The following is a 23,685-nucleotide window of genomic DNA, read 5'->3' as shown; positions in this document are numbered from 1 at the left end:
GTGCATTTCCAGGCCGACCTTAAAACCAGGAGACATCGGATGAAGATCACGCTTGCCGCCCTCGCCGCTTCCGCCGCCCTGGTCCTCACGTCCGCGGGCGCTTTCGCCCAGCACGTCGACGTCGGTCCCGGCGGGGTGTCCGTCCACGGCGACCGCGGCCATCGCGACGTCGAGCACACCCACACGACCGTCGAGGAGCATCACCACGACCGCCCGGTCGTTCGCGACCACCACGACGACCACCATGAGCACACCGTGGTCGAGGAACACCGCCGCTGAGGCTGAAGCCGGGAGGGGCCGCGGGCGCCGGGAAACCCGGTTCGCGGCTCCTCGGCGTTTCGGAAGGCGGCGGCCCGCCGGTTTCCTGAACGCCGATTTCAGGGTGCGTTCAACCTGCACCGCCCAGGGTGCCGGCATTCGGGTCCAGTATCAGAGCGACACATGAGGACGGTCTTCGCGGGCTTGGCGGTGGTCCTGGCGCTCGCGCCGGCGGCCGCGTCCGCCCAATACTACGAGGGTGGCTACGGCCATCGCCGGCCGCACGACCACGTCGATGTCTACCGGCATGGTGACCACGACGACGACGTCGTCCGGCACCACCACCCACGGCGCTACGAGGAGCGGCGGTTCTACGAGGACCGACCACACCACCATCACCACCACGACCTCGACGACTGACGCCGTCGAGCCCGGTCCGGGTGGCCCGCCCCGACGCGCGTCGGGGCGGGCCTTTCACGATGCGCAAGGGGGCGAAGGCGCATCGCGAACCGTGTGCGGCGCGGGTGCGGCCAGCACGTAGCCGATGCCGGCCGCGAGGATTGCGAAGGCGAGGAGCAAAGGCAGCGTTCGCATCCCGGTTCCCGTCGCCCCACGCCGAGGCGTCACTTCCTGCCGTGGCTGTGTCCGTGCGCATGGCCGTCGTTGTCATGGTGGACCGGCTTGCCGTCGGGCCGCACTTCCTGAGCCTCGTGGACCCGCGGGTCGTCGCGATGGGCGGGGCCGCCCGAGACGTTGCCGGTGTTCGGAACCGCGCGCTCGGGGTTCGAGGCGTTGCCGTGGCCGTCGATGGCCATGGCGGGCGCGGCGGCCCCGACCAGCATGCCCGCGGCAAGGATGGCGGCCATCGTACGCTTCATCGGTCTATCTCCCGTTTTCCTGCGGCGGCTGCCGCGTCGAAGGGTGAGATAGCCGAGTCGTTTGTCCTCCGATTGCCGCGCTCGTGACGAAGTGTGTCAGCCGCCGACGTCGGTCCGCGGCAGTCGGATCTCGACCCTCAGACCGCCATCGGGACGATTGGCGAGGGTGAGCGTGCCACCCTCGGCCTCGATGGCGCGCTTGGCGATGGTCAGCCCGAGGCCGGTCCCGCCCGTGTTGCGGTTGCGGGAGCCTTCGAGCCGGGTGAAAGGCTCGAAGGCGCGGGCGACGTCCTCCGGCGGGATGCCGGGGCCATCGTCGTCGACCCGCAACGCCAGCGTGGCCCCCTCGAACTCCATGCCGATGCGCGCCCGCGCGCCGTAACGCACCCCGTTGTCGACGAGATTCTCCAAGGCGCGCCGGAAGGCTACGGGTCGAACGGTCGCAACGGCACGCCTGGGCCCCGCGTATTCGACGTCGCGGCCCGCGTCCGTCGAGGCGTCGGCGATGCCCATCGACAGGCTGGCCACGTTCGTCACTTGTCGCGGCTCCGGGTCGGCGTCGCCGCGCAGGTAGGCGAGCGTCGCGTCGACCATCGCCTGCATCTCGTCGAGATCGGCGGCCATGCCTTGTCGCTCCGCCCCGGCCTCGACTCTGTCGAGGCGCAGGCGAAGGCGGGCGATGGGCGTGCGCAGGTCGTGGGAGACGGCCGCCAGCGCCTGGGTGCGCTCGGCGACGAGGGCGTGGATGCGCTCCTGCATGGCGTTGAGCGCCTCGCCGATCCCGCGCGTCTCGTCGGGCCCGATCTCGGGGACCCGCACGACGGTGCCGTGGCCGATCCGTTTCGTGGCTCGCGTCAGTTCGCGCAGCGGCCCCGCGATCCGGTGCATGAGGAGGACGGCGGCCGCCCCGACTAGGATGGCCATGCCCGTCGCCATGAGCGCCCAGGGAGCGCGGTGGGTCGATTCCGGCGAATGGGCCGACCGGAAGGTCAGGAAGCTCCCGTCTGGGAGCGTCAGTGCCCCGCGCAGGTCCTGCCGATGGAACGGCTGGTCGGGAGCGTCCAGATTGAGGGCGAGGCCTTGGCCGAGAACCGGTTCGAGGTCGAGCACTTGGTCGCGGAAGGCCCTCAAGGCCGGGTCCGTGCCCTTGCCGGTCGGCGCATCCAAGGCCCAGCCGATCTCGAAATGGTTCGACGACAAGGCCTTCGCCTCCGGGTCCCGCGCCTCCGTCGGCCTGCGCAGGACCGCCTCGCGTGCCAGGACGAGTTGCCGGGCGACCTCGCTGGCGAAGGCCGTGTCCGCCGCCGCCGCGGCCGACCGGCGGTAGAGCGCGAGCGCACCGCCATGGACGGCGAGGACGGCGAGCAGCAGGACCGCGACCGTGCGTCCCTCCAGGCTCCGGGCGAGGCCGACGACCCCCTTCATGCCCGTTCGACCTTCGCCGCCAGCATATAGCCGGATCCGCGCACCGTCTTGATGACGGGCGCCGTGCCCTCGGGCGGTTCGAGCTTGCGGCGCAGGCGGCTGACTAGGGTATCGACGCTGCGGTCGGAGGGCGCGGCGAGCCGCCCGCGGCTCATCTCCAGGATCTGCTCGCGACCGAGGACGCGCCCGGGATGCTCCAGGAAGACGATGAGCAGGTCGTGCTCGGCGCCGGACAGGTCGACGACGGCGCCCTCCGGGTCGGTCAGGGCCCGGCTGCGCAGGTCGAGCCGCCAGCCGCCGAAGGCGAGGGCCTCGGGACGTGCCGCTGCGACCGCTGCCGGCGCGATGGCCGAGCGCCGTAGCACCGCCCTGACGCGGGCCAGGAGCTCCGGGCGGCCGAACGGCTTGGCGACGTAGTCGTCGGCGCCGAGTTCCAGCCCGAGAACCCGGTCCGCTTCCTCGTTTCGGGCGCTGAGCATGATGACGGGGACGCTACCCTTGGCCCGGAGCGCCTTGAGCAGGTCGAGCCCCGAGGCGCCGGGCAGCATCACGTCGAGCAACACGAGGTCGACCGCGCCTGCGATCAGGATCGGCCACATCTCTGCGCCGCTCCGGCAACCCGTCACCCGGTAGCCGCTCTCGCGCAGAACGCGCGTGACGAGCATGCGCATGCCGTCGTCGTCCTCGACGAGGAGCACGTGGGCGGTATCGGCGTCCACCATCGGCCCGTCCCTGTCAGTGCCGGTCATGCAGGCACTCGCCGTGGTCGGCCAGGACCTCGATGATGCGGCACTCCCGGACGTGGCCGCCGGAGCACTGCTCGACCATCGCCCGTACCTCTTCCCGCAGGCCGGTCAGGCGTGCGATCCGGTCGTCGATGTCGGCGAGGTGCTTGCGCGCGATGGCGTCGGCCTCGGCGCAGGGGCGTTCCGGCTGCCCTGCCAGATCGAGCAGCGCCCGGATATCCTCGATCTCGAAGCCGAGCTCGCGCGCGTGCCGGATGAAGCGGAGGCGTCGAACGTCGGCCTCGCCGTATGTACGCCGGTTGCCATCTGTGCGCCCTGGCTTCGGAAGCAGGCCCCGCTCCTCGTAGAACCGCACGGTCGGCACTTTGACGGCGGTCCGTCGCGAGACTTCCCCGATGCTGAGTGCCTTCATGGCGCTTGCTCCTCTAGTCGCTAGAGGAAGTAGGGTCCTTCGGAGAGATGCGGAAGGCCCGACGATGAGCAACGCTGCGACCCTGGAACGGACGGAGAGGGATCCTACGCGCCTGCGTGTGTCGGGCATGGATTGCGCCTCGTGCGCCGCCAAGGTCGAGACCGCAGTGCGCCGGCTGCCAAGCATTGAGCGGGTCGAGGTGTCGGTGTCGACGGGGATGCTTACTGTCCTGCACGGCCCCGGGTCGGACGCCGGGGTCATCGCCGCGACGGTGCGCGGGCTCGGCTACGGCGCGGAGGACCCGGACGCCGCGGCGCCGGAAAAGATCGTCGACGTACCCTGGTGGCGGACGCCGAAGGCCCTGCTGGCGTTCGCCTGCGGCGCGGCCCTGGTGCTGGCCTATGCCGTCGGGCACGCCGCTCCGGAGACCGAACGCTGGGCCTTTCTCGCCGCCATGGCGGTCGGCCTGATGCCGATTGCTCGGCGCGCCCTGTCCGCGACCCGGCACGGCACGCCGTTCTCCATTGAAATGCTGATGACGATTGCCGCGGTGGGCGCGACCCTCATCGGGGCGACCGAGGAGGCCGCGACCGTCGTCTTCCTGTTCCTGGTCGGCGAGGTGCTGGAGGGGGTCGCCGCGGGACGGGCCCGGGCGAGCATCCGCGGGCTTACCGGGCTGGTGCCGGACACGGCCCTGCTGGAGGGCGAGGGGACGACGGAGCAGGTCCCGGCCGCAAGCCTGCGAGTTGGTTCGACCGTGCTGGTCAGGCCCGGCGACCGACTCCCGGCCGACGGCACCGTGGTCGATGGCGAGAGCGCGGTCGACGAGGCGCCCGTCACCGGCGAGAGCCTGCCGAGGCGCAAGGCGGTGGGTGACGCGGTCTTCGCCGGGACCATCAACGGGGACGGCGCCCTGCGGCTGCGGGTGACCGCGGCCGCGCGGGACAACACCATCGCCCGCGTCGTGCGGCTGGTCGAGGAGGCGCAGGAGGCCAAGGCCCCGACCGAGCGCCTGATCGACCGATTCTCGAAGATCTACACCCCGGCCGTGGTGGCAGTGGCCGCCCTCGTCGCTGTGGCTCCGCCGCTCGTCGCCGGCGCTTCCTGGGGCGAGTGGGTCTACAAAGGGCTCGCCATCCTCCTGATCGGCTGCCCCTGCGCACTGGTCATCTCGACGCCTGCGGCCATCGCGGCCGGTCTCTCGGCGGGCGCGCGCCGGGGCCTGCTCATCAAGGGCGGTGCCGTCCTGGAGCGGCTGGCCACGGTGACGACGGTGGCCTTCGATAAGACCGGCACCCTGACCGAGGGCAAGCCGGTCGTGACGGACGTTGTCACGTTCGGCCGGCCCGAGCGGGACGTGCTCTCGCTGGCCGGCGCGCTGGAGAGCGGCTCCTCGCACCCGCTCGCCCGGGCCGTGCTTGCCAAGGCCGCCGAGGCCGGGGCGCCCGTGCCTCCGGCGTTCGGGGCGACGGCGCTGGGCGGCAAGGGCGTCGCCGGCAAGGTGGGTGGACTCGACCTGTTCCTCGGCTCGCCGCGGGAAGCCGCGGTCCGCTCCGCGTTCTCCCCGGAGCAGGAGGCGCGAGTCTCCGCCCTGAACGCCGAGGGCAAGACCGTGGCCGCCCTTGTGGTGAACGGCGCCCTGGCCGGACTGCTCGCCATGCGGGACGAGGCGCGGGCCGACGCGAGGGCCGGAGTCGACCGTCTGGCCGCTGCGGGAGTCGGCGCCGTCATGCTCACCGGCGACAACGCGCGCACCGCCCAGGCGGTGGCCGGCGCGCTCGGCATCAAGGCCCGGGCCGAGCTCCTGCCGGAGGACAAGCAGCGGATCGTGCGCGAGCTCCAGGCCGGTGGCGCGGTGGTCGCGAAGGTGGGCGACGGCATCAACGACGCCCCGGCGCTCGCGGCCGCCGACGTCGGGATCGCGATGGGCGGAGGTACGGACGTCGCGTTGGAGACGGCCGACGCCGCGGTCCTGCACGGGCGCGTCGCCGACGTGGGACGCATGGTCGAACTCTCGCGCCGGACGCTCGCCAACATCAGAACCAACATCGCCATCGCCCTCGGTTTGAAGGCTGTATTCCTGGTCACGACGGTCCTGGGCGTGACGGGGCTCTGGCCGGCCATCCTCGCCGATACCGGCGCCACCGTGCTGGTGACGGCGAACGCGCTGCGGCTGCTGGGCTTGAGGCTCGGCTAGGCTTGAGCTTCCTACGGTCGGGAGCGCCGTTCGGAGGGACGGCGAGCACGCCGCGGTCGGCCGGGGTGTAGCTGCGCCACGTTCTAGGCAGGGGCACTCGTTCGTGGCGGCACCGCGCAGCAAGCGACCACGGTCCGCCCTGGCGCCAGACGGCGTTGCCGAGCCGCCGTTAGGCGAGGATCAGCGACCGGGCGACGCCGAGGCAGGCCGCGCCCCCGCCTCGGCGTTCGGCAATGTGCCAGCATCCGGCCCGGCCTGTGCCGGGTTGCCGGCGTCTGCACCGGCGGGACCGGCGCCCGCGTCCGGCCGCTCGTTGATAATGGCGGCCACCCGGGACACGGAGGTCACCCACTGCGCCGTCGTCGGGCAGCACCAGCGGATCAGGTCCAGCGCGTCGGCGTGGTGCTTGGTCGGTCCCTTGTCGAAGATGGCCCGGTGATGCGCGATGCGGTTGCGCCACCTCCGGACGCTCTCGATCAGGCCGTGCAGGTCTTCGCGGGTCTTGCCGTTCGGGGTGCCGGGGAAGCTGAAGCGGATGCCTCTGGGCCAGAGGTACCGCTCGAACCGCTTCGTGGTCAGGTGCTCCCAGAACCCGAAGGTCAGCGCGGAAACCACGTGATGACAGGTAAGAGCGTCGCCGTGCTGCGAGCGCTCGTCGTCCACGGCATCCCGCAACTCGCGTGCGAAGCGTGGGTCGAGGATTTTTAGGAAGAGGCCATCCTCGTACCACCGCTCCTTCGCCCGAAAGAGCAACGCCCTGTGGACGGCGTTCCGGCAGATCACCTCGGCGTAGTGCAGCGACGGGTGGAAGGCTTCCGAAAGGGCGTTGTTCCAGAGATAGAAGCCGAAGGCGGCGCCGTGGTCGCCGCCGGCGGCCGGCATGTACCGCTCGATCCGATGGACCTGAACGGCGGCGAGAATTTTTACGAGGGAGGCGTCGTCGGGGGCGTTCACGGCTTGCAACTTTCGGCGCGCCCCGGTAGTTGTTGGACCGTGAGCTGCGGACAGGTTGTCCCTGGAGATCCCAGTTGATCTACCTTGGACCCCTCCCGTGGACAAGATCAGAAGGCGGGTCTCCGTAAGGGGGCGCCGCCTTCACTCTTTTCTGAACATGTTGTTAACGTTTCAAGATCGTTCAAGCTGTGCCGGCCACAGCACATGGATCTTCCCGGCATAGGGGAAGACCTGCCCGTGAAGGTCTGCGGTGCTCTTTTATAGTTTCTATGGTGGCATCACGTCGCTTTCAAACCTATCGGGAACACGCCCGCCGCAAGAATCGGATAGGGCTCGGTTTGGAGGTTTCGGCCCAGGGTTCATCTTCGAAACGGTGCATCGTAGGGAGAGCGGACGCCGCGGTTCATGGCCGCCCTGCGGTTAGCTGACGCTCCCCCGGCACCGCGTTTCGGCCCTTGACCTTCTCACCATCGGAGGCCCCATACGAGCATGGCCTGGCACCCGGGCAGTCCGGAAAGGGTTGGGACGGCCTTCCGTGCCGGCCCGGAATTTGGCATCGTCGACCCATGACGTTCTGGCTCGCCCTCCGGCGGCTGCTCCCGCTCCTGGCGGTCCTCAGCCTTGCCCTCGCGCCGGTGACTGCTTCCGCGGCCGCCGTGGGGATGCGTGCCTCGATGTCCGTGACCGCCGGCCATCACGTCATGAGCGGAATGGGTGCGGACGACATGGCCGGGATGGCCATGGACGACATGCCCTGCTGCCCCGACGAGAAGCCGGCCATGCCCGACTGCTCCAAGGCCTGCCCGCTGATGGCGCTCTGCCTGGCCAAGGTCGTACCCGGCCTGCCGACGGGCGCCGGCCTGCCGGTGCCCGTCTCGAACGCGGCCGAGGTTGGCTGGGGCGGCGACGCCTCGTTCGCGAGCCTGGCGCAGGCACCCCCTTCCGAGCCTCCCCGGGCCTGAACCCGATGCCGCCGGCGTGAGCGCCGGCACGATGCCGCGCGCCCGCGTGCGGCCCGCAATCGCGTTCAGGAGACATCACCCGTGACCAAGAATTCATTCGCGCGCGCCCTCGCGGCCGTGCTGCTCGGCGCCGCCGTGTCGGCACCGGCCCTGCCTGCGCTCGCCGACGTCAAGGACTACCGCTTCGAGCTCGTGCAGCAGGAGGCGAAGGTCGGCGAGACCGTCATCGCCGTCCGGCTCGTCGACAAGCGCAGCGGCAAGCCGGTGCCCGACGCCGTGGTCTTCGCCAAGCGCCTCGACATGGCCCCCGACGCCATGGAGGAGATGGCCACCAAGGTCGAGCAGGTCCCCTCGACCGAGCCGGGCGTCTACCGTTTCAAGGCCAAGCTCTCGATGCACGGCCGTTGGCGCCTGTCGCTGGCGGCGAAGGTCCAGGGCGAGACCGGCACGGTCGAGGACAAGCTGATCCTTCAGGCCGCGAAATGACCCGCCCGGCATGGCTCGCCGGGACCCTCGCCGCGCTCGCGGCGGGGGGCCTCGGCTATTGGGCGGGACACGGGGGCATTCCTGTGCCGGCGCTCGTCGAACGGGTCGGGTTCGAGCTCGTGCCTGCGGTTGTCGAGCGGGCGCGGTCCGGCTTCGCGCACTGGATGCCGGACGCCCGTCCAGGCAGGCAGGGGCCAGCACCCCAGGTTCCGGTCCCAATCGGGCCGGTGGTCTACTACCGGGATCCGGACGGGAAGCCGGTCTACTCGGCCTCGCCGATGGTGACCGGGGACGGGCGCGAGTTCCGGGCGGTCCACGCGAGCGAGGACGTTCGCTTCGACGCCGATGACCCTGAGGCCATGTCCGTCGACATGGCCGGGAACGGCATGGAGCACGACAAAGCGGCCGGCGGCGCCCGACGGGTCCTCTACTACCGCAACCCGATGGGGTTGCCGGACACATCGCCGGTGCCCAAGAAGGACTCGATGGGGATGGATTACATCCCCGTCTACGAAGGCGAGGACGAGGGCGGCGTCGTGGCCGTCTCGCCCGCCAAGGTCCAGCGCACCGGCGTGCGCACGGCGGCGGCCGAGCGGCGGGTCGTCTCCCAGCCGGTGCGGGTGCCCGGCACGGTCGCGCTCGACGAGCGTCGCGTGACCGTCGTGGCGACGCGCTCGGACGCCTACGTCGACCACGTCGAGAACGTCACCACCGGCGACCGGCTCCGCAAGGGCCAGCCCCTGGTCCACGTCTACTCGCCCGAGATCAACGCGGCCGCGGCCCAGCTCATCGCCAACCCGGGCTTCGACGGGGCCAGGCGACGCCTGCAGAACCTGAACGTCTCGGAAGCCGTCATCGACGAGATGGAGCGCACCCGGAAGGTGCCGATGGCCATCACGTGGTCCTCGCCCCGCGACGGCCTCGTCCTGCAGCGGACTGCCGTCGAGGGCATGAAGGCCGCGGCCGGCGACACCCTGTTCCGGATCGGCGACATTTCCGTGATGTGGGTACTGGCCGACGTGCCGGAGCGCGATCTCGTAGGGGTCCGCGTGGGCCAACCCGTGACCGTACGCCTGCGCTCGGCGCCGGGGCGGACCTTCTCCGGCAAGGTGGCGGTCGTCTACCCGCAGGTGAACCCCGAGACCCGGGCGACGCGGGTGCGCGTCGAACTGCCGAACACGGACGGCACGCTGCTCCCTGACATGTACGCCGACGTCGAGATCGCGACGGGTGCCCCGGCGCCGGTGGTGGCGGTGCCGGATGACGCGGTCATCGACACGGGCGAGCGCCAGGTGGTCTTGCTCGACCGCGGCGAGGGCCGCTTCGAGCCGAAGGAGGTGAAGGTCGGCGTGCGCGGCGGCGGCTACGTCGAGGTGCGCGAGGGCGTCACGGCCGGCGACCGGGTGGTCACGGCGGCGAACTTCCTGATCGACGCCGAGAGCAACCTGAAGGCGGCGCTCCAGTCCATGACCGCCCCGAAAGACGACCGGCAGGCTTCGAGCACCGGAGGCACGCCGTGATCGCGCGCCTCATCGGCTGGTCGGCCCGCAACCTCGTCCTGGTGCTCGTCGGGACCGTGTTCGCGGTCGGCTCAGGCGTCCTGGCGCTCAGGACCCTGCCGCTCGACGCCATCCCCGACCTCTCGGACGTGCAGGCCATCGTCTACACCGAGTACCCGGGCCAGGCGCCGCAGGTCGTCGAGGACCAGGTCACCTACCCGCTGACCACCGCCATGCTGACGGTGCCGAAGGCGAAGGTGGTGCGCGGCTTCTCTTTCTTCGGCGTCTCGTTCGTCTACGTGATCTTCGAGGACGGCACCGACCCCTACTGGGGCCGCTCGCGGGTGCTGGAGTACCTCAACGGCGCCGCGAGCCGGCTGCCGGCCGGCGTGACGCCGACGCTAGGCCCCGACGCCACGGGGGTGGGCTGGGTCTACCAGTACGTGGTGGTCGCACGTGAGCGGACGCTCGCCGAACTCCGCTCGCTGCAGGACTGGGTGGTCCGGTTCGGGGCCTCGCGCGCCGAGGGGGTGGCCGAGGTCGCCGGCGTCGGCGGCTTCGTCAAGCAGTACAACGTCGTCGTCGACCCGAACCGCCTGCGAGCCCAGGGCATAAGCCTGAACAAGCTCCGGGACGCCATCCGGGCGAGCAACGCCGACGTCGGCGGCCGCACGGTCGAGCTCTCCGAGTTCGAGTTCATGGTGCGAGGGCGCGGCTACCTGAGGAGCGTCGCCGACATCGAGAACATCGTGCTGAAGACCGCGGGCGGCACGCCGCTCCGGGTCCGGGACGTGGCCCGGGTCGAGCTTGGGCCGGACGAGCGGCGCGGCATCACCGAAATGAATGGCGAGGGCGAGGTCGCCGGGGGCATCGTGCTCCAGCGGTTCGGGGCGAACGCCCTCAACGTGATCGAGGGGGTGAAGGCAAAGCTCGTGGAGGTCGCCAAGAGCCTGCCGGCGGGCACCGACATCCTTCCGGTCTACGACCGCTCGCAGCTCATCGAGGCGGCCATCGAGACGCTCAAGGGCACGCTCGTCGAGGAGAGCCTCGTCGTCTCGCTCGTCTGCATCGTCTTCCTGCTCCACGTGCGGAGCGCCCTGGTGGCCATCCTGATGCTGCCGGTCGGCATCCTGATGGCCTTGGCGGGCATGAGGGCGCTCGGAATCGGGGCCAACATCATGAGCCTGGGCGGCATCGCCATCGCGGTCGGCGCCATGGTCGACGCCGCCATCGTCATGATCGAGAACGCCCACAAGCACCTGGAGCGGGCGCCGCCGGACAAGCCGCGTGTCGAGGTGCTGGTCGAGGCGGCAAGCGAGGTCGGCCCGTCGCTGTTCTTCTCGCTCCTCGTCATCACGGTCTCGTTTCTGCCGATCTTCACCCTGGAGAGCCAGGAGGGGCGGCTGTTCGGGCCGCTCGCCTTCACCAAGACCTTCGCCATGGCGGCGGCGGCGCTCCTGTCGGTCACCCTGGTGCCGGCCCTGATGGTGCTGTTCGTGCGCGGGCGCATCGTGCCCGAGCACCGCAACCCCCTGAACCGGCTCCTCATCTGGATGTACCGGCCGCTCATCGCCGGCGTGCTGCGGGCCCGGGTGCTCACCATCCTGTTCGCCGTCGGCGTGCTGGCCGCAACCGCGTGGCCGGCCCGGCAACTCGGCTCCGAATTCATGCCGGAGCTCGACGAGGGGACACTCCTCTACATGCCGACGACCCTGCCGGGGATCTCGGTGACGAAGGCGGGCGAACTCCTCGCCACCCAGGACCGCATCATAAAGGGCTTCCCGGAGGTGGCCTCGGTCTACGGCAAGGCGGGGCGAGCCAATACCGCGACCGATCCGGCGCCGATGGAGATGTTCGAGACGGTCATCGCGCTGAAGCCGAAGGCGGAGTGGCGCCCGGGCGTGACCCTCGCCAGCCTCAAGGCCGAGATGGATGCGGCCCTGCAGTTCCCCGGCGTCTCGAATGCCTGGACGCAGCCGATCCGCGCCCGCATCGACATGCTCTCGACCGGCATCCGCACGCCGGTCGGGGTGAAGGTGCTGGGCACCGACCTGAAGCAGATGGAGGAGGTCGCCCGCCAGGTGGAGGCGGTGGTCCGGGCTGTGCCCGGCACGTCGAGCGCCTACGCCGAGCGGGTGATCGGCGGCTACTTCCTCGACATCGCTCCGGACCGCGAGGCGCTCGGGCGCTACGGCCTGATGGTCGGGGACGTGCAGGACGTGGTCGCGACGGCCTTGGGTGGGCAGTCCGTGACGAACACGGTCGAGGGCCGCGAGCGCTACACCGTGAACGTGCGCTACCCGCGCGCCTTCCGCTCGGACCCCAGGGCCATCGCCGACGAGGTGCAGGTGCCGCTGCCGGCCGGCGGTACGGTCCCCCTGCGCGAGGTGGCCAAGGTCGAGCTGACCCGGGGGCCGACCTCGATCCGCACGGAGAACGGGCAGCTCGCGGTCTACCTCTTCGTCGACATCGCCGGGCGGGACCTCGGCGGCTACGTGGCCGAGGCGCGCCGGGCCGTGGCCGACGCGGTGCGGCTGCCGCAGGGCACGACCCTGCAGTGGAGCGGGCAGTACGAGTACCTGGAGCGGGCCGAGGCGCGCTTGGCGGTCGTGGTGCCGCTGACGCTGCTGATCGTGTTCCTGCTGCTCTACCTCAACTTCCGGCGCCTGACCGAGACGCTCATCGTGATGCTGTCGCTGCCCTTCGCCCTGGTCGGCGGGGTCTGGCTGCTCTGGTGGCTCGGGTTCAACCTGTCGGTCGCGGTGGCGGTGGGCTTCATCGCGCTCGCCGGCGTCGCCGCGGAGACCGGCGTGATCATGCTGGTCTACCTCGACCACGCCCTCGACGAGGTGCGGGCCGGGTGCGACCGGGAGGGCCGACACTTCGCACGCGAGGACCTGCGGCGGGCAATCATGGTCGGCGCGGTCGAGCGGGTCCGCCCGAAGATGATGACGGTCGTCGCCATCATGGCCGGGCTCGTCCCGATCCTCTGGAGCACGGGTGCCGGCTCCGAGGTCATGCAGCGGATCGCGGTGCCCATGATCGGCGGCATGGTCTCCTCGACGGTGTTGACGCTGGTCGTGATCCCGGCGGTCTACGCCCTGGTGAAGGGTCGCGGGCTGCCGCCGACGGCCACGGTGGCCGACGCGACCGCGCGGACGCCTCTGGCGGCCGAATGAGAAATTGACAGGAGCGAACGATGAAGGCTGACAGGATACCATCTCGCCGGACCATGCTCATGGGTCTGGCGGCGGGAATGGCCGTGGGGTCGCGGGCTCTCGCCACGGAGCTTCCCGAGGTCGCGGTGACAAAGGACCCGAGCTGCGGCTGCTGCGAGAAGTGGGTGACCCACTTGCGCGAGGCCGGCTTCACGGTGACGGCAACCGAGGGTCACGTGAACCCGGTCAAGGCGCGCCTCGGGGTGCCGCGAGACCTCGCCTCATGCCACACAGCCCAGGTCGGCGGCTACGTCGTCGAAGGTCACGTCCCGGCCGGTGCGATCAAGCGCCTGCTCGCGGAGAAGCCCCGGGGAACGGGTCTGGCGGTTCCCGGCATGCCGGCCGGCTCGCCCGGCATGGAGGTCGAGGGCATGGAGCCCGACACCTACGAGGTCACCCTGTTCGGACCGGGAGGCCGGAGCGCCTTCGCGCGCTACCGCGGCGGCGTTCCGGCGTGAAGCGCGAACGTGCCGCTCATGCCAGGATCAGGCGCGTTCCCGCCAGGGCGAGTATGCCGGCAATAAGGTAGCGGGTGGCGGCCTGGGAAATCCAGCGCAGGCCGACCGCCGTGCCGGCGACCGCACCGGCAAGGGCGAACAGGGCATAGAGGGCCGTCCCGTGCGCCATGCTCTGGCCGGCCATGGTTACGCCTGCCAAGGCCACCGCCGAATTAACGAGGATGAAGGGCGCGGACAGGCCAGCCGCACGCCGCGGAGACGTCCAGCCAAGGCCGATCAGCAGCGGGGCCAGGAACACACCCCCGCCCACGCCCGTCAGGCCGGAAAGGAAGCCGGTGACCGCCCCTATGGCTGCCGCATGCCCGCGATCGACCTCTGGCCCTTGCGCGGCATCCAGCCTCGACCGCGCCAGCAGAAGGACCGCAGCCAGCAGGAGCAGGGACCCCGTCAGCATCAGGTAGGTTCGGCCGCCGAGCACCACGGAGCTTTCGAGGAGTGCGGCCGGGAGAGAGGGCACTGCGAGCCGGCGCAGGAGCGGCCAGTCGATGGCCTTTGCGGCATGCAGGCGCCAGGTGGCGTAGCCGGCCGCAACGACGTTGAGTGCCAGGGCGGTAGGGCGGATCTCCGCGGGCGGGAAGGCGGCGAAGGCCATGACGGCGAGGAACGCGGTGCCGCCGGCCTAGCCGGCCATGGCATAGACGGCTGAGACCAGCCCGACCGACAGGGCCGTTGCTCCACCTTCGACCACGGCGCTCCTCCCGGACAGGCGGTGCGCCCGGCAGGACCGCGACTAGCGCATACGATCAGGTCCTAAGTCAGGTAGGGCGCAGGTGCCAATAACTGCCCGGCGCGTTCGAGCCCTTGACCTTCCCATCATGGGAAGCCCCATCTGAAGAGGACGCCACCAGAGGAAGAGCGTCATGTTCCGCTACAAGGTCGACAAGGTGGGCTGCGGCGGCTGCGCCAAGTCCGTGAACCGCGCCGTCCTCGGCATTGAGCCGAACGCCCGGGTCGAGGTGGACCTGGGGGCCAAGCTGGTGACCGTGTCCGGCGCCGCCGGCCCGGCCGAACGCATCGCCCAGGCCATCGCCGCCGCGGGCTTCCCCGCGGAACCGATGCTCGCAGCGGCTTGAAGCGCCGTTTCGGCAACCAAAACCGCGCAGAGGCATCCACGTCCCGACTGCGGACATAGTCCCGCCACCCGAAACGGTGTAAGCCAGGCCCCATGAGCCCCGACCGGCAAATCGTGCGCCTGATGGCGGCGGTGATCCTCGCGATCATCGCCTACGTCGCGCCGTCCGCCGTCCAGGCCCACGAGGGGCACGCCCACCACGGTCATTACGTGGCCGCGGCGCAGCCGGAGGCGGCCCCTGCGCCGGCTTCGGCCGTCGCGACCACGCCCGCCAAGCCGGCGGTCCGGTCCGAGGCGTCCGCCTCGCTCAAGATCGCGCTCGCGGCCGTCGAGCCGGCACGCATCGAGGCGGACAGGGAAGGCGGCTGCTGCCCCGGGCCCTGCAAGACCCGCTGCTGCGGACCGATGGCCTGCTGCGCCACCGGCATCCTGTCCGGCCCGTATGCCCTGTCGCCGGCCCTGTTCCGGACCGTCGCGCTGATCCCGCGCGACGTTTCCAGCCGCGTCGGCACCGGCCCCGAGGCCCTGCCCGAGCCCCCACGAACCCTCGCGTGAGATGAGGCGCGCCTGAGGCGCGCGACACCCGGATTGCGTCCGCGAACGGCGGCGCGCGTCCGGCATCCCCGACGCGAGGATTCCTGTTCATGTCCACCCGATTTGCCGCCGCCCTCGGCGCGGTGGCGTTGCTTGCCGCCGTGCTGGCGGGGCCCGCGCATGCCCATGGCGGGCACGACCACGGCGCGGCCCCGCCCCCCGTCTCGAAGACCATCGCCCCCCGCGGCGAGGCCCTGTCGGACGCCTTCGAGCTCGTCGCCATCCCGCGCGACGCCACCCTGACGCTCTACCTGGACCGCTTCCGGACGAACGAGCCCGTCCCGGGCGCCACCATCGAGGTCGAGACGCCCGAGGGCCCCCGGACCGCCACGGCCGCGTCCGAAGGCGGCTACGCCCTATCGGCGCCGTGGTTGTCGAAACCCGGCCGTCACGAGCTCGTCGCGACCGTCACCGCCGGCGACGCGGTCGACGTGCTCACGGTTGCGGTCACCGTGCCCGATCCAGCCGGCAACGCCGCTGCCACGCCTGCCAAGCCGGCACCGGCGCAGGCCGCCCTGGCGCGCGTGTCAGAGGTCGCCCAGGTCGTCAGGGAGCGGCTGACGGCCAAGGACCCGACCCTGGTGGCCGCGGTCGCCGTAGCCTTCCTGCTCGGCGTGCTCGTGACGGCGCTGGCGCGCGGTCGGCGAGGCGCGCCGGCCGTGGCACTCGTTGCCATCGGCATCACCCTTGTCCTCGGGACCGCCGCCTTCGCCCACGGCGACGAGGATCATGGCGCGCCCGTGCAGGGGGCCGCCCTGATCGAGCCGCGCCCCGCCGCCCCGTCATCGTCGGACCTTGCCCAACGCCTGCCCGACGGCTCCGTGTTCGTGCCTAAGCCGACGCAGCGCCTGCTGGTCCTGCGGACCACCATGACGGAGCAGGGCAGCTTCCACCGCTCGGTCGAACTCCCGGGGCGCATCATCCCGGACCCGAACGCCAGCGGCGTCGTGCAGTCCTCGGTCGGCGGCCGCCTCTCGCCGCCACCCTCCGGGCTGTTCCCGCGCCTCGGCACCAAGGTGCGCAAGGGTGACGTGCTGGCCACCGTCACGCCGCCGGTCCAGGCCGTCGACGTCTCCGACATGCGCCAGCGGCAGGGCGAGCTCGACCAGCAGATCGCCATCGTCGAGCGCCGGGTCGACCGCTACCGCAAGCTCGCCACCTCCGGCGCCGTCGCCGCGACGCAGCTCGACGACGCGGTCGCGGAGCTCAACGGCCTGCACGACCGCCGCGCGGCCCTCGACAAGGCCCGGCAGCAGCCCGAGACCCTCGTCTCGCCGGTGGACGGGGTCGTGGCGCAGGCGACCGCGGTCGCCGGCCAGATGGCGGCGCCAGGCGCCATGGTCTTCCAGATCGTCGACCCGAACCGCTTCTGGGTCGAGGCGCTGAGCTTTGATGCCCTGACGGCGGCGCAGGACGCCACGGCGCGGCTCGCGGACGGGCGCACCCTGAGGCTCGCCTACCAGGGCACGGGGCTCGCCGACCGCAACCAGGCCATCCCGGTCCAGTTCGCGATCCAGGGCGACGCCGCCGGCCTGCGGGTCGGCCAGTTCGTCACCGTGCTCGCGGGTACCGACACCGAGCAGGCTGGCCTCGCGCTGCCACGCGCCGCCGTCGTGCGCACCGGCAACGGGCAGGACGTCGTCTACGAGCACACCACCGCCGAGCGCTTCGAGGCGCGGCCGGTGCGGGTCGAGCCACTCGACGGCGGCCGCGTGCTGGTCGCCGAGGGGATCGGGCCCGGCAAGCGGGTCGTGACCCAGGGCGCCGAACTCCTCGACCAGGTCCGCTGAGGAGGCCGCCCCGATGTTCACGTTCCTCGTCAGCCAGTCGGTCCGCAACCGCCTGCTCGTCCTGGCCATGGCCACGGTGCTGGTGCTCTACGGCGCCTTCACCGCGACCAAGCTGCCGGTCGACGTCTTCCCGGACCTCAACAAGCCGACCGTCACCATCATGACGGAGGCGGAGGGCTACGCGCCCCAGGAAGTCGAGCAACTCGTCACCTACCCCATCGAGACCCGGATGAACGGGCTTCCGGGGGTGACCCGCGTGCGCTCGGTCTCGGGCGTGGGCCTGTCCATCACCTACGTCGACTTCGACTGGGGCACCGACATCTATCGGAATCGGCAGCAGGTCGCGGAGCGCCTCGCCCTGGTGCAGGACCAGCTCCCCCGCGGCGTGACCCCGGTGATGGGGCCGATCTCCTCCATCATGGGCCAGATCCTGCTGGTGGCGGTCACTAGCGAGACCGCGAGCCCGATGCAGGTGCGCGAGGTCGCGGACTTCACCATCCGTCCGCGGCTGCTGACCATCCCGGGGGTGGCGCAGGTCATCCCCATCGGGGGCGAGGTGCGCCAGTTCCGGGTCAGCCCCAATCCGGCTGCCATGCGCTCACTTGGGGTGACGAATGCGCAGCTTGAGACGGCGCTCGCGCAGTTCGGCACGAACGCTGGCGGCGGCTTCACCGACCAGCACTCCCGCGAGTACCTGATCCGGAACATCGGCCGGACCATGAGCCTCGACGACCTGCGCAACCTCGTGGTCGCGACGGTCAGCGATACGCCTGTCCACCTGCGCCAGGTCGCCGAGGTGTCCTTCGCGGCTCGGGTGAAGCGCGGCGACGCTGGATACATGGCCAAGCCCGCGGTCATCGTCTCTGTCGAGAAGCAGCCCGACGTCGACACGGTGCGGCTCACCCGCGGCATCGAGGCGGCGCTGAAGGAGCTCAACCCGAACCTGCCCGGCGGCATCAAGGCCGACCAGGTCCTGTTCCGGCAGGCCGACTTCATCGAGACCTCGATCCGCAACGTCGAGCGCGTCCTCGTCGAGGCCGTGCTGGTGGTGGCGGTGGTGCTGTTCGCCTTCCTGCTGAACGTGCGCACCACGGCCATCTCGCTCCTGGCCATCCCGGTCTCGGTGCTGACCACCGCGGTGGTGTTCCACCTGTTCGGGCTGTCCATCAACACCATGACGCTGGGCGGCCTCGCCATCGCCATCGGCGAGCTCGTCGACGACGCGGTGGTGGACGTCGAGAACATCTACCGGCGGCTCGGCGAGAACCGGCGGGCCGGCAACCCGAAGAGCGTGTTCCAGGTGGTGGTGGAGGCCTCGAACGAGGTGCGCTCCGGCATTGTCTACGCGACGCTGATCATCATCCTGGTGTTCGTGCCGCTGTTCGCCCTATCCGGCATCGAGGGCCGGCTCTTCGCCCCGCTGGGGCAGGCCTACATCATCTCGATCCTGGCGAGCCTGCTCACCTCCATCACCCTGACCCCGGTGCTGGCCTCGCTGCTGCTGCCGGGCCTCAGGAACCTGGAGGAGCACGACAGCCGCTTCCTCAAGCTGCTCAAGCGGGGCAACGCCGCCCTGCTGCGGGTCGCCTTCCGGCGCAAGGGCCTGCTCGTCGGGACGGTCGCAGTCGCGGTGGTCGCGGCCGGCGTCGCCGCGTGGAACCTGCCCCGGGCCTTCCTGCCGCCCTTCAACGAGGGCTCGTTCACGGTCAACGTGACCTTCAACCCGGGCATCTCGCTCGCCGAGAGCAACCGGGTCGGGCTGATCGCGGAAAAACTGCTGCTAGACATCCCGGGCGTGAAGGCGGTCGGCCGCCGCACCGGCCGGGCCGAGCTCGACGAGCACGCCGAGGGCGTCCACTCCTCCGAGATTGAGGTGGCGCTCGACGAAGGCGTGAAGCGACCGAAGGAGGCGCTCGTCGCCGACATCCGCGGGCGCCTCGCGGCGCTGCCGGTGGCGGTCAACGTCGGCCAGCCCATTTCGCACCGGCTCGACCACATGCTCTCGGGCGTGCGAGCCGAGATCGCGCTCAAGGTGTTCGGCGAGGACCTCGACGCCCTGCGCCGGGTGGCCAACTCCCTGCGCGACCGGATGGCCTCGATTTCGGGCCTCGTCGACCTTCAGGTCGAGCGGCAGGTGCGTATCCCGCAGCTTGAGGTGCGGGTCGACTACACCCGGGCGGCCCTCTACGGCGTCCAGCCGGCCGCAATCGTCGAGCAGATCAGCCGCCTCTCGAACGGGCGGGTCGTCTCCACCGTCGTCGACGGTGTGCGCCGCTTCGACGTGGTGCTGCGCCTCTCCGAGAACCGCCGGACGACGGCGGGCCTCGGCGACCTGCTGCTGGAGACGCCCTCGGGCTGGGTGCCGGCGAAGCAGGTCGCCGACATCCGCGAGACCGACGGGCCGAACCAGATCCTGCGCGAGAACGCGCGGCGCCGCATCGTCGTCCAGGCCAACACCAACGGCGAGAGCGACATGGCCACCGTCGTGGCGGCCATCCGCGAGGCCGTGGCGAAGGAGCCGATGCCTCCGGGCTTCTTCACCAGCCTGGAGGGCACCTTCCAGGCGCAGGAGGAGGCGAGCCGGACCATTGGGGCGCTCTCCGCGCTGTCCTTGGCACTCGTCTTCGCCATCCTCTACAGCCGCTACCGTTCGGCCGCGCTCGCCCTCATCATCATGGGCAACGTGCCACTGGCGCTGATCGGCTCGGTGGCCGCGCTGTGGCTCGTGGGCCAGCCGCTCTCGGTGGCGTCGATGATCGGCTTCATCACCTTGACCGGCATCGCCGCGCGCAACGGCATCCTGAAGATCAGCCACTACCTAAACCTTTCGCTGCACGAGGGGGTGCCGTTCGGGCCCGACCTCGTGGTTCGCGGCAGCCTGGAGCGGCTGACCCCGGTGCTGATGACCGCGCTCTCGGCCGGCGTGGCGCTGGTGCCGCTGCTCTACGACGCCGCGAGCCCGGGCAAGGAGATCCTGCACCCGGTCGCGGTGACGATCTTCGGCGGCTTGGTCAGCGCGACGCTGCTCGACACCTTCCTGACCCCCGTCCTGTTCCTGCGCTTCGGTCGCAAGCCGCTTGAGCGGCTGCGCGCCCTCCACGCCGAGGCGCCGGCCCACCCATCCCCGGACGGCGCGCGCCCGCGCCCGGCCGAGGCCTACTGACCCCCCAGAGGAGACGAGAGCGTGATCCTACCCAGAATGACCCTGGTCGCCGGCCTGCTGGCCACGACGACCGTGTGCGCCCACGAGACCTCCGGCCAGCACGGCGGGCGGGTGACCGACGCCGGCAAGTTCCACGTCGAACTCGTCGCCAAGGGCGAGACCGTGGACGTGTTCCTGTCCGACGCGGGCCAGAAGCCGGTCCCCGCCGCGGGTTTCAAGGGCGCCGCCATCCTCGTCGTCGACGGCAAGCCGGCCCGCGTGCCGCTGGAGCCGGCCGACGGCAACCGCCTCACCGGCAAGGCCGCGACCGCCCTTGGTGCGAGCCCGAAGGGCGCCGTGCAGCTCACCGGCCCGGACGGCGCCACCGCCAGCGGCAAGTTCAACTGAGACCCTTCCCCGCCCGCCGCCGTCACGGTCGCGAGCGGATGACGCAATCCCGACCAGGGATGCAGGGGAACGCCCCCTGCCGAAGCCATCGGCGACGAAGCGCGACGCTTCGCCGGACCGACCAAACCCAAGATACCAAGGAGCCAGACCCATGAAGACCATGACCCTCGCCGCCATGCTGATCGCCCTCGGGACGGCGGCGCCGGCCTTCGCGGACGACCAGGGCAACGCGAACGCCGAGCAGCAGACGCAGCCGACGCCGAGCCGCGGCAACACCTCGGGCGGTCCGGCCCACGACATCCGCCCGGGCGATGCCGCTTCGGCACGCTCCGACGGCCATGCCGGCCATGACGCCGGGCATCGCAAGGACGGTTCGTCGACGGGCGCAGGCAGCCGCTGACCCGCCGCGGGCGATCCGCTTGGGCGCCCGCCGGCACCCCGCCGCCGGGCGCCTCGACGAAACGATGTCACGAACAATGGAAACGGTCATGAACATCATCGGTAAGATCGCACTCGCCACCGTCCTCGGCCTCGGCATGGCCGGGTCGGCCTCGGCCCAGGCCACGCACGACCACGGCTCCAAGCCGGGCATGGACATGGGCTCGATGAGCTCGATGAAGCCGGACCCAAAGGACAACGCGTCGACCAAGGACTTCAAGGCCGCGGACATGGCCATGATGAAGGACATGGACGTCGCCTACACCGGGAACCCCGACGTCGACTTCCGCACGCACATGATCCCGCATCACAAGGGCGCGGTGGCGATGGCCAAGGTGGCGCTCAAGCACGCCAAGGACCCGGCCACCAAGGCGATGGCGCAGAAGATCGTCGACGACCAGGAGAAGGAGATCTCCGAGATGGAGGCCTGGCTCAAGAACAACGGCAAGTGACGCCTGGCGCCCGCCCGCGGGCTAGGGGTGCTCGAACGCCTCGATGATCGGGCAAGGGCCGGCCGCGCCGGTGCCGCACGCGCGCTCCAGTCGCGCGAGCGCGCTCCGGGCGGCCTGCAGTTCCGCGATGCGGGCGTCCAGCGCCGCCAAGCGCTCCCGGGCGAGCTCCCGGGCCCGGGAGCGGTCGTCCGTGGCGTCGAGCTCGATGAGCTCGGCGATCTGCTCCAGCGTGAACCCGGCGGCCTGGGCGGAGCGGATGAAGCGGAGGCGTCGTACGTCGTCGTTGCCATAGCGCCGAATGCCGCCGAGCCCGGGGCCGCCCCGTTCCGGCGTCTCCAGCAGGCCGCGGCGCTGGTAGTAGCGCACCGTCTCGACCCCGACGCCGCCCTCCCGGGCCAGGGCCGCGATGGTCATGCCGGGCATGCCTTGACTCCGTACCATGGTACGGACCCTATATCACGGGCAGCCTGAAGACCACACCGGGAAAGAAAGCTGCACCAATGGCTTCCACCGTCCAATCCAAGCGGGCCTCCCTTTATCGGATGGCCACCCCCGAGCACACCTGCCCTTACGGGCTCAAGGCCAAGGACCTCCTTGAACGCGAGGGCTTCCAGGTCGAGGACCACCTGCTGACCACGCGGGAGGAGACCGACCGGTTCAAGGCCGAGCACGGGGTCAAGACCACGCCCCAGACCTTCATCAACGGCGAGCGGGTCGGGGGATTCGACGACCTCCGTCGCCACTTCGGCAAGGCCGCCAACGACCCGAACGCCACAACCTACAGGCCCGTCGTCGCGGTATTCTCGATGACGGCCCTGATGGCCCTGGCGGCGAGCTACGCCGTGTTCGGCACCCCGCTGACCATGCGGGCGGCGGAGTGGTTCATCGCCTTCAGCATGTGCGTACTCGCGCTCCTGAAATTGCAGGATGTCGAGACTTTCTCGTCGATGTTCCTGGGCTACGACCTGCTCGGGCAGCGCTGGGTGCGCTACGCCTACGCCTACCCGTTCCTGGAGGGCATCGCCGGCGTCCTGATGGTGGCGGGGGCCCTGAACTGGATCTCGATCCCAGTGGCCCTATTCATCGGCACGGTCGGGGCGGTCTCGGTGTTCAAGGCGGTCTACGTCGACAAGCGCGACATCAAGTGCGCCTGCGTCGGCGGGTCGAGCAAGGTGCCGCTCGGCTTCGTGTCGCTCACCGAGAACGTGATGATGGTCGCCATGGCCGTCTGGATGCTGGCGGTGCACCACTGAGCGCCGCCTTCGCCGCCCCGGGCTGGCTCCACGCCCTCGCAGCGCTGTCCCTGCTCCTGGGGGCGGCCTGCTCGCTGCTGCTGTCGGTGCAGGTGGTGCGACGCCCGCAGCACATGACGGTGATGAACGCGGTCTGGCCGGTCAGCGCCCTGTTCGGGACGGTCGCCGTGGTCTGGGCCTACCACCGCTACGGCCGGCTCGCGACGATGGAGGCGCATCACCATGCGAAGGCGCTGGGCGAGAAGCCTCCGAACATGACCGGAACGCCGTTCCCCGTGATGGTCGGCAAGGGCGCGCTCCACTGCGGCAGCGGCTGCATGCTGGGCGACGTCGTCGCCGAGTGGCTTGCCTTCATCGTGCCGGGGGTGGCCGTCTGGTTCGGCTGGCACTCTCTGTTCGAGGAGAAGATGTACGCGGTCTGGGTGCTGGACTTCGTCCTCGCCTACGCGCTCGGCATCGTGTTCCAGTATTACGCCATCGTGCCGATGCGGGGGCTCCCGCCGGGCAAGGGATTGGTCGCTGCGGTGAAGGCGGACACCCTGTCGCTCGTTGCCTGGCAGGTCGGCATGTACGGCCTCATGGCGCTCGTGCAGTTCAGGATCTACCCGGCCCTCGCGGGACAGGCGGCCCCGGTGAACTCGCTCGAGTTCTGGTTCGCCATGCAGGTCGCCATGATGGCGGGGTTCCTGACAAGCTACCCGGTCAACTGGTGGCTCGTGAGCGCCGACGTTAAGGAGCGGATGTAAGGGACGGCCGACCGGTCCGGCGCGATACGGGCGTCACGCTCTCGTCCCGGTGTCCTTCCATCCCCGTGGTTCCCCTGTTCCGTGCTAGGATGCGACAGCCATCGGCAAGGGACCATCCCAAGCCGGAGCTCCGCACTCGGTGTTGCCCCCCAACGCCCACCGTTATATATTCACGGTTTGTTCTCGCGCATCGGGATGCGCGACGTTGGTCCCGACGGGGTTGCAGGCGAAGCGCGC

General features: G+C 70.7%; 23 protein-coding genes and 1 pseudogene. 17 read left to right on the top strand and 7 right to left on the bottom strand.

Annotated elements, in window-relative coordinates:
* The first annotated feature begins 39 nt into the window (after nucleotides 1-39).
* Together ABZT49_RS26980 and ABZT49_RS26975 are read left to right on the top strand one after the other, a co-directional pair.
* Nucleotides 40-279 (top strand): hypothetical protein, encoded by a 240-nt coding sequence (locus ABZT49_RS26980; RefSeq protein ID WP_355290648.1) that lies wholly within the window; start codon nucleotides 40-42, stop codon nucleotides 277-279.
* 162 nt (nucleotides 280-441) lie between these two features.
* Nucleotides 442-678, top strand: a complete 237-nt coding sequence (locus tag ABZT49_RS26975) for a hypothetical protein (RefSeq protein ID WP_331297049.1) — start codon at nucleotides 442-444, stop codon at nucleotides 676-678.
* A gap of 203 nt (nucleotides 679-881) precedes the next feature.
* Here the strand turns inward: ABZT49_RS26975 and ABZT49_RS26970 are convergent, their stop codons facing one another.
* From ABZT49_RS26970 to ABZT49_RS26955, 4 genes are all read right to left on the bottom strand, one after another.
* Entirely contained in the window at nucleotides 882-1,136 is a 255-nt protein-coding gene (locus tag ABZT49_RS26970) for a hypothetical protein (protein WP_331297048.1), read from the bottom strand.
* 96 nt (nucleotides 1,137-1,232) lie between these two features.
* Entirely contained in the window at nucleotides 1,233-2,561 is a 1,329-nt protein-coding gene (locus tag ABZT49_RS26965; RefSeq protein WP_331297047.1) for an ATP-binding protein, read from the bottom strand.
* Complete coding sequence (locus ABZT49_RS26960; RefSeq protein WP_331297046.1) at nucleotides 2,558-3,310, bottom strand: response regulator transcription factor; 753 nt, start codon at nucleotides 3,308-3,310, stop codon at nucleotides 2,558-2,560. Before ABZT49_RS26960 ends, ABZT49_RS26965 begins: the two co-directional genes overlap by 4 nt.
* A complete protein-coding gene (locus tag ABZT49_RS26955) occupies nucleotides 3,297-3,719 on the bottom strand; it encodes a helix-turn-helix domain-containing protein (RefSeq protein WP_331297045.1) in 423 nt (140 codons plus the stop codon). The genes ABZT49_RS26960 and ABZT49_RS26955 overlap by 14 nt, the downstream gene beginning before the upstream one ends.
* Nucleotides 3,720-3,783: 64 nt before the next feature.
* Here ABZT49_RS26955 and ABZT49_RS26950 point away from each other — a divergent pair, with 64 nt between their 5' ends.
* Nucleotides 3,784-5,916 (top strand): heavy metal translocating P-type ATPase, encoded by a 2,133-nt coding sequence (locus ABZT49_RS26950; RefSeq protein WP_331297044.1) that lies wholly within the window; start codon nucleotides 3,784-3,786, stop codon nucleotides 5,914-5,916.
* 180 nt (nucleotides 5,917-6,096) lie between these two features.
* Here the strand turns inward: ABZT49_RS26950 and ABZT49_RS26945 are convergent, their stop codons facing one another.
* Complete coding sequence (locus ABZT49_RS26945; protein WP_331297043.1) at nucleotides 6,097-6,870, bottom strand: hypothetical protein; 774 nt, start codon at nucleotides 6,868-6,870, stop codon at nucleotides 6,097-6,099.
* A gap of 566 nt (nucleotides 6,871-7,436) precedes the next feature.
* On the opposite strand from ABZT49_RS26945, the gene ABZT49_RS26940 reads away from it, so the two are divergent.
* From ABZT49_RS26940 to ABZT49_RS26920, 5 genes are all read left to right on the top strand, one after another.
* Nucleotides 7,437-7,832 carry a hypothetical protein gene (locus ABZT49_RS26940; protein ID WP_331297042.1) on the top strand — a complete coding sequence of 132 codons (396 nt, stop codon included), beginning with the start codon at nucleotides 7,437-7,439 and terminating at the stop codon, nucleotides 7,830-7,832.
* Nucleotides 7,833-7,913: 81 nt separating this feature from the next.
* On the top strand, nucleotides 7,914-8,318 hold the full coding sequence (locus ABZT49_RS26935) for a FixH family protein (protein ID WP_331297041.1): 405 nt from the start codon (nucleotides 7,914-7,916) through the stop codon (nucleotides 8,316-8,318).
* Nucleotides 8,315-9,838, top strand: a complete 1,524-nt coding sequence (locus ABZT49_RS26930; RefSeq protein WP_331297040.1) for an efflux RND transporter periplasmic adaptor subunit — start codon at nucleotides 8,315-8,317, stop codon at nucleotides 9,836-9,838. Before ABZT49_RS26935 ends, ABZT49_RS26930 begins: the two co-directional genes overlap by 4 nt.
* Nucleotides 9,835-12,996, top strand: coding sequence for a CusA/CzcA family heavy metal efflux RND transporter (locus tag ABZT49_RS26925; protein ID WP_331297039.1), 3,162 nt, complete (start codon nucleotides 9,835-9,837; stop codon nucleotides 12,994-12,996). Before ABZT49_RS26930 ends, ABZT49_RS26925 begins: the two co-directional genes overlap by 4 nt.
* Before the next feature lie 20 nt (nucleotides 12,997-13,016).
* The gene (locus tag ABZT49_RS26920; protein ID WP_331297038.1) at nucleotides 13,017-13,493 is read left to right on the top strand and encodes a DUF411 domain-containing protein; all 477 of its coding nucleotides are present in this window, start codon (nucleotides 13,017-13,019) and stop codon (nucleotides 13,491-13,493) included.
* 16 nt (nucleotides 13,494-13,509) lie between these two features.
* Here ABZT49_RS26920 and ABZT49_RS26915 read toward each other — a convergent pair.
* Nucleotides 13,510-14,157: pseudogene (locus ABZT49_RS26915) on the bottom strand (sulfite exporter TauE/SafE family protein); the annotation flags it as partial.
* A 256-nt stretch (nucleotides 14,158-14,413) separates the two neighbouring features.
* On the opposite strand from ABZT49_RS26915, the gene ABZT49_RS26910 reads away from it, so the two are divergent.
* From ABZT49_RS26910 to ABZT49_RS26880, 7 genes are all read left to right on the top strand, one after another.
* A complete protein-coding gene (locus ABZT49_RS26910) occupies nucleotides 14,414-14,626 on the top strand; it encodes a heavy-metal-associated domain-containing protein (protein WP_331297037.1) in 213 nt (70 codons plus the stop codon).
* Between the two features lie 92 nt (nucleotides 14,627-14,718).
* The gene (locus tag ABZT49_RS26905) at nucleotides 14,719-15,180 is read left to right on the top strand and encodes a hypothetical protein (RefSeq protein WP_331297036.1); all 462 of its coding nucleotides are present in this window, start codon (nucleotides 14,719-14,721) and stop codon (nucleotides 15,178-15,180) included.
* Between the two features lie 89 nt (nucleotides 15,181-15,269).
* Complete coding sequence (locus ABZT49_RS26900) at nucleotides 15,270-17,009, top strand: efflux RND transporter periplasmic adaptor subunit (protein ID WP_331297035.1); 1,740 nt, start codon at nucleotides 15,270-15,272, stop codon at nucleotides 17,007-17,009.
* A 13-nt stretch (nucleotides 17,010-17,022) separates the two neighbouring features.
* Complete coding sequence (locus ABZT49_RS26895) at nucleotides 17,023-20,172, top strand: efflux RND transporter permease subunit (protein WP_331297034.1); 3,150 nt, start codon at nucleotides 17,023-17,025, stop codon at nucleotides 20,170-20,172.
* Nucleotides 20,173-20,193: 21 nt separating this feature from the next.
* Nucleotides 20,194-20,559: a hypothetical protein gene (locus ABZT49_RS26890; protein ID WP_331297033.1), complete on the top strand. Its 366-nt coding sequence runs from the start codon at nucleotides 20,194-20,196 to the stop codon at nucleotides 20,557-20,559.
* A 151-nt stretch (nucleotides 20,560-20,710) separates the two neighbouring features.
* The gene (locus ABZT49_RS26885; RefSeq protein ID WP_331297032.1) at nucleotides 20,711-20,959 is read left to right on the top strand and encodes a hypothetical protein; all 249 of its coding nucleotides are present in this window, start codon (nucleotides 20,711-20,713) and stop codon (nucleotides 20,957-20,959) included.
* 88 nt (nucleotides 20,960-21,047) lie between these two features.
* A complete protein-coding gene (locus ABZT49_RS26880) occupies nucleotides 21,048-21,449 on the top strand; it encodes a DUF305 domain-containing protein (protein ID WP_331297031.1) in 402 nt (133 codons plus the stop codon).
* Between the two features lie 21 nt (nucleotides 21,450-21,470).
* On the opposite strand, the gene ABZT49_RS26875 is transcribed toward ABZT49_RS26880, so the two are convergent.
* Nucleotides 21,471-21,890: a MerR family transcriptional regulator gene (locus ABZT49_RS26875; protein WP_331297030.1), complete on the bottom strand. Its 420-nt coding sequence runs from the start codon at nucleotides 21,888-21,890 to the stop codon at nucleotides 21,471-21,473.
* A gap of 101 nt (nucleotides 21,891-21,991) precedes the next feature.
* Here ABZT49_RS26875 and ABZT49_RS26870 point away from each other — a divergent pair, with 101 nt between their 5' ends.
* Entirely contained in the window at nucleotides 21,992-22,702 is a 711-nt protein-coding gene (locus ABZT49_RS26870; protein ID WP_407943578.1) for a MauE/DoxX family redox-associated membrane protein, read from the top strand.
* Nucleotides 22,699-23,448 carry a DUF4396 domain-containing protein gene (locus ABZT49_RS26865; RefSeq protein ID WP_331297129.1) on the top strand — a complete coding sequence of 250 codons (750 nt, stop codon included), beginning with the start codon at nucleotides 22,699-22,701 and terminating at the stop codon, nucleotides 23,446-23,448. The genes ABZT49_RS26870 and ABZT49_RS26865 overlap by 4 nt, the downstream gene beginning before the upstream one ends.
* Nucleotides 23,449-23,685 lie beyond the last annotated feature (237 nt).

Source organism: Methylobacterium sp. EM32, assembly GCF_040593685.1.
GTDB lineage: Bacteria > Pseudomonadota > Alphaproteobacteria > Rhizobiales > Beijerinckiaceae > Methylobacterium.
The sequence above is the reverse complement of the archived record's forward strand: the minus strand, read 5'-3'. Positions and strand labels throughout refer to the sequence as shown.

Excerpts from the sequence above, each read along its gene's own strand:
- ABZT49_RS26880 (WP_331297031.1), top strand. The coding sequence starts at position 21,048 with ATGAACATCATCGGTAAGATCGCACTCGCCACCGTCCTCGGCCTCGGC.
- ABZT49_RS26965 (WP_331297047.1), bottom strand. The coding sequence starts at position 2,561 with ATGAAGGGGGTCGTCGGCCTCGCCCGGAGCCTGGAGGGACGCACGGTC.
- ABZT49_RS26930 (WP_331297040.1), top strand. The coding sequence starts at position 8,315 with ATGACCCGCCCGGCATGGCTCGCCGGGACCCTCGCCGCGCTCGCGGCG.
- ABZT49_RS26955 (WP_331297045.1), bottom strand. The coding sequence starts at position 3,719 with ATGAAGGCACTCAGCATCGGGGAAGTCTCGCGACGGACCGCCGTCAAA.
- ABZT49_RS26875 (WP_331297030.1), bottom strand. The coding sequence starts at position 21,890 with ATGGTACGGAGTCAAGGCATGCCCGGCATGACCATCGCGGCCCTGGCC.
- ABZT49_RS26920 (WP_331297038.1), top strand. The coding sequence starts at position 13,017 with ATGAAGGCTGACAGGATACCATCTCGCCGGACCATGCTCATGGGTCTG.
- ABZT49_RS26910 (WP_331297037.1), top strand. The coding sequence starts at position 14,414 with ATGTTCCGCTACAAGGTCGACAAGGTGGGCTGCGGCGGCTGCGCCAAG.
- ABZT49_RS26900 (WP_331297035.1), top strand. The coding sequence starts at position 15,270 with ATGTCCACCCGATTTGCCGCCGCCCTCGGCGCGGTGGCGTTGCTTGCC.
- ABZT49_RS26870 (WP_407943578.1), top strand. The coding sequence starts at position 21,992 with ATGGCCACCCCCGAGCACACCTGCCCTTACGGGCTCAAGGCCAAGGAC.
- ABZT49_RS26940 (WP_331297042.1), top strand. The coding sequence starts at position 7,437 with ATGACGTTCTGGCTCGCCCTCCGGCGGCTGCTCCCGCTCCTGGCGGTC.
- ABZT49_RS26960 (WP_331297046.1), bottom strand. The coding sequence starts at position 3,310 with ATGACCGGCACTGACAGGGACGGGCCGATGGTGGACGCCGATACCGCC.
- ABZT49_RS26980 (WP_355290648.1), top strand. The coding sequence starts at position 40 with ATGAAGATCACGCTTGCCGCCCTCGCCGCTTCCGCCGCCCTGGTCCTC.
- ABZT49_RS26970 (WP_331297048.1), bottom strand. The coding sequence starts at position 1,136 with ATGAAGCGTACGATGGCCGCCATCCTTGCCGCGGGCATGCTGGTCGGG.
- ABZT49_RS26975 (WP_331297049.1), top strand. The coding sequence starts at position 442 with ATGAGGACGGTCTTCGCGGGCTTGGCGGTGGTCCTGGCGCTCGCGCCG.
- ABZT49_RS26885 (WP_331297032.1), top strand. The coding sequence starts at position 20,711 with ATGAAGACCATGACCCTCGCCGCCATGCTGATCGCCCTCGGGACGGCG.
- ABZT49_RS26950 (WP_331297044.1), top strand. The coding sequence starts at position 3,784 with ATGAGCAACGCTGCGACCCTGGAACGGACGGAGAGGGATCCTACGCGC.
- ABZT49_RS26895 (WP_331297034.1), top strand. The coding sequence starts at position 17,023 with ATGTTCACGTTCCTCGTCAGCCAGTCGGTCCGCAACCGCCTGCTCGTC.
- ABZT49_RS26905 (WP_331297036.1), top strand. The coding sequence starts at position 14,719 with ATGAGCCCCGACCGGCAAATCGTGCGCCTGATGGCGGCGGTGATCCTC.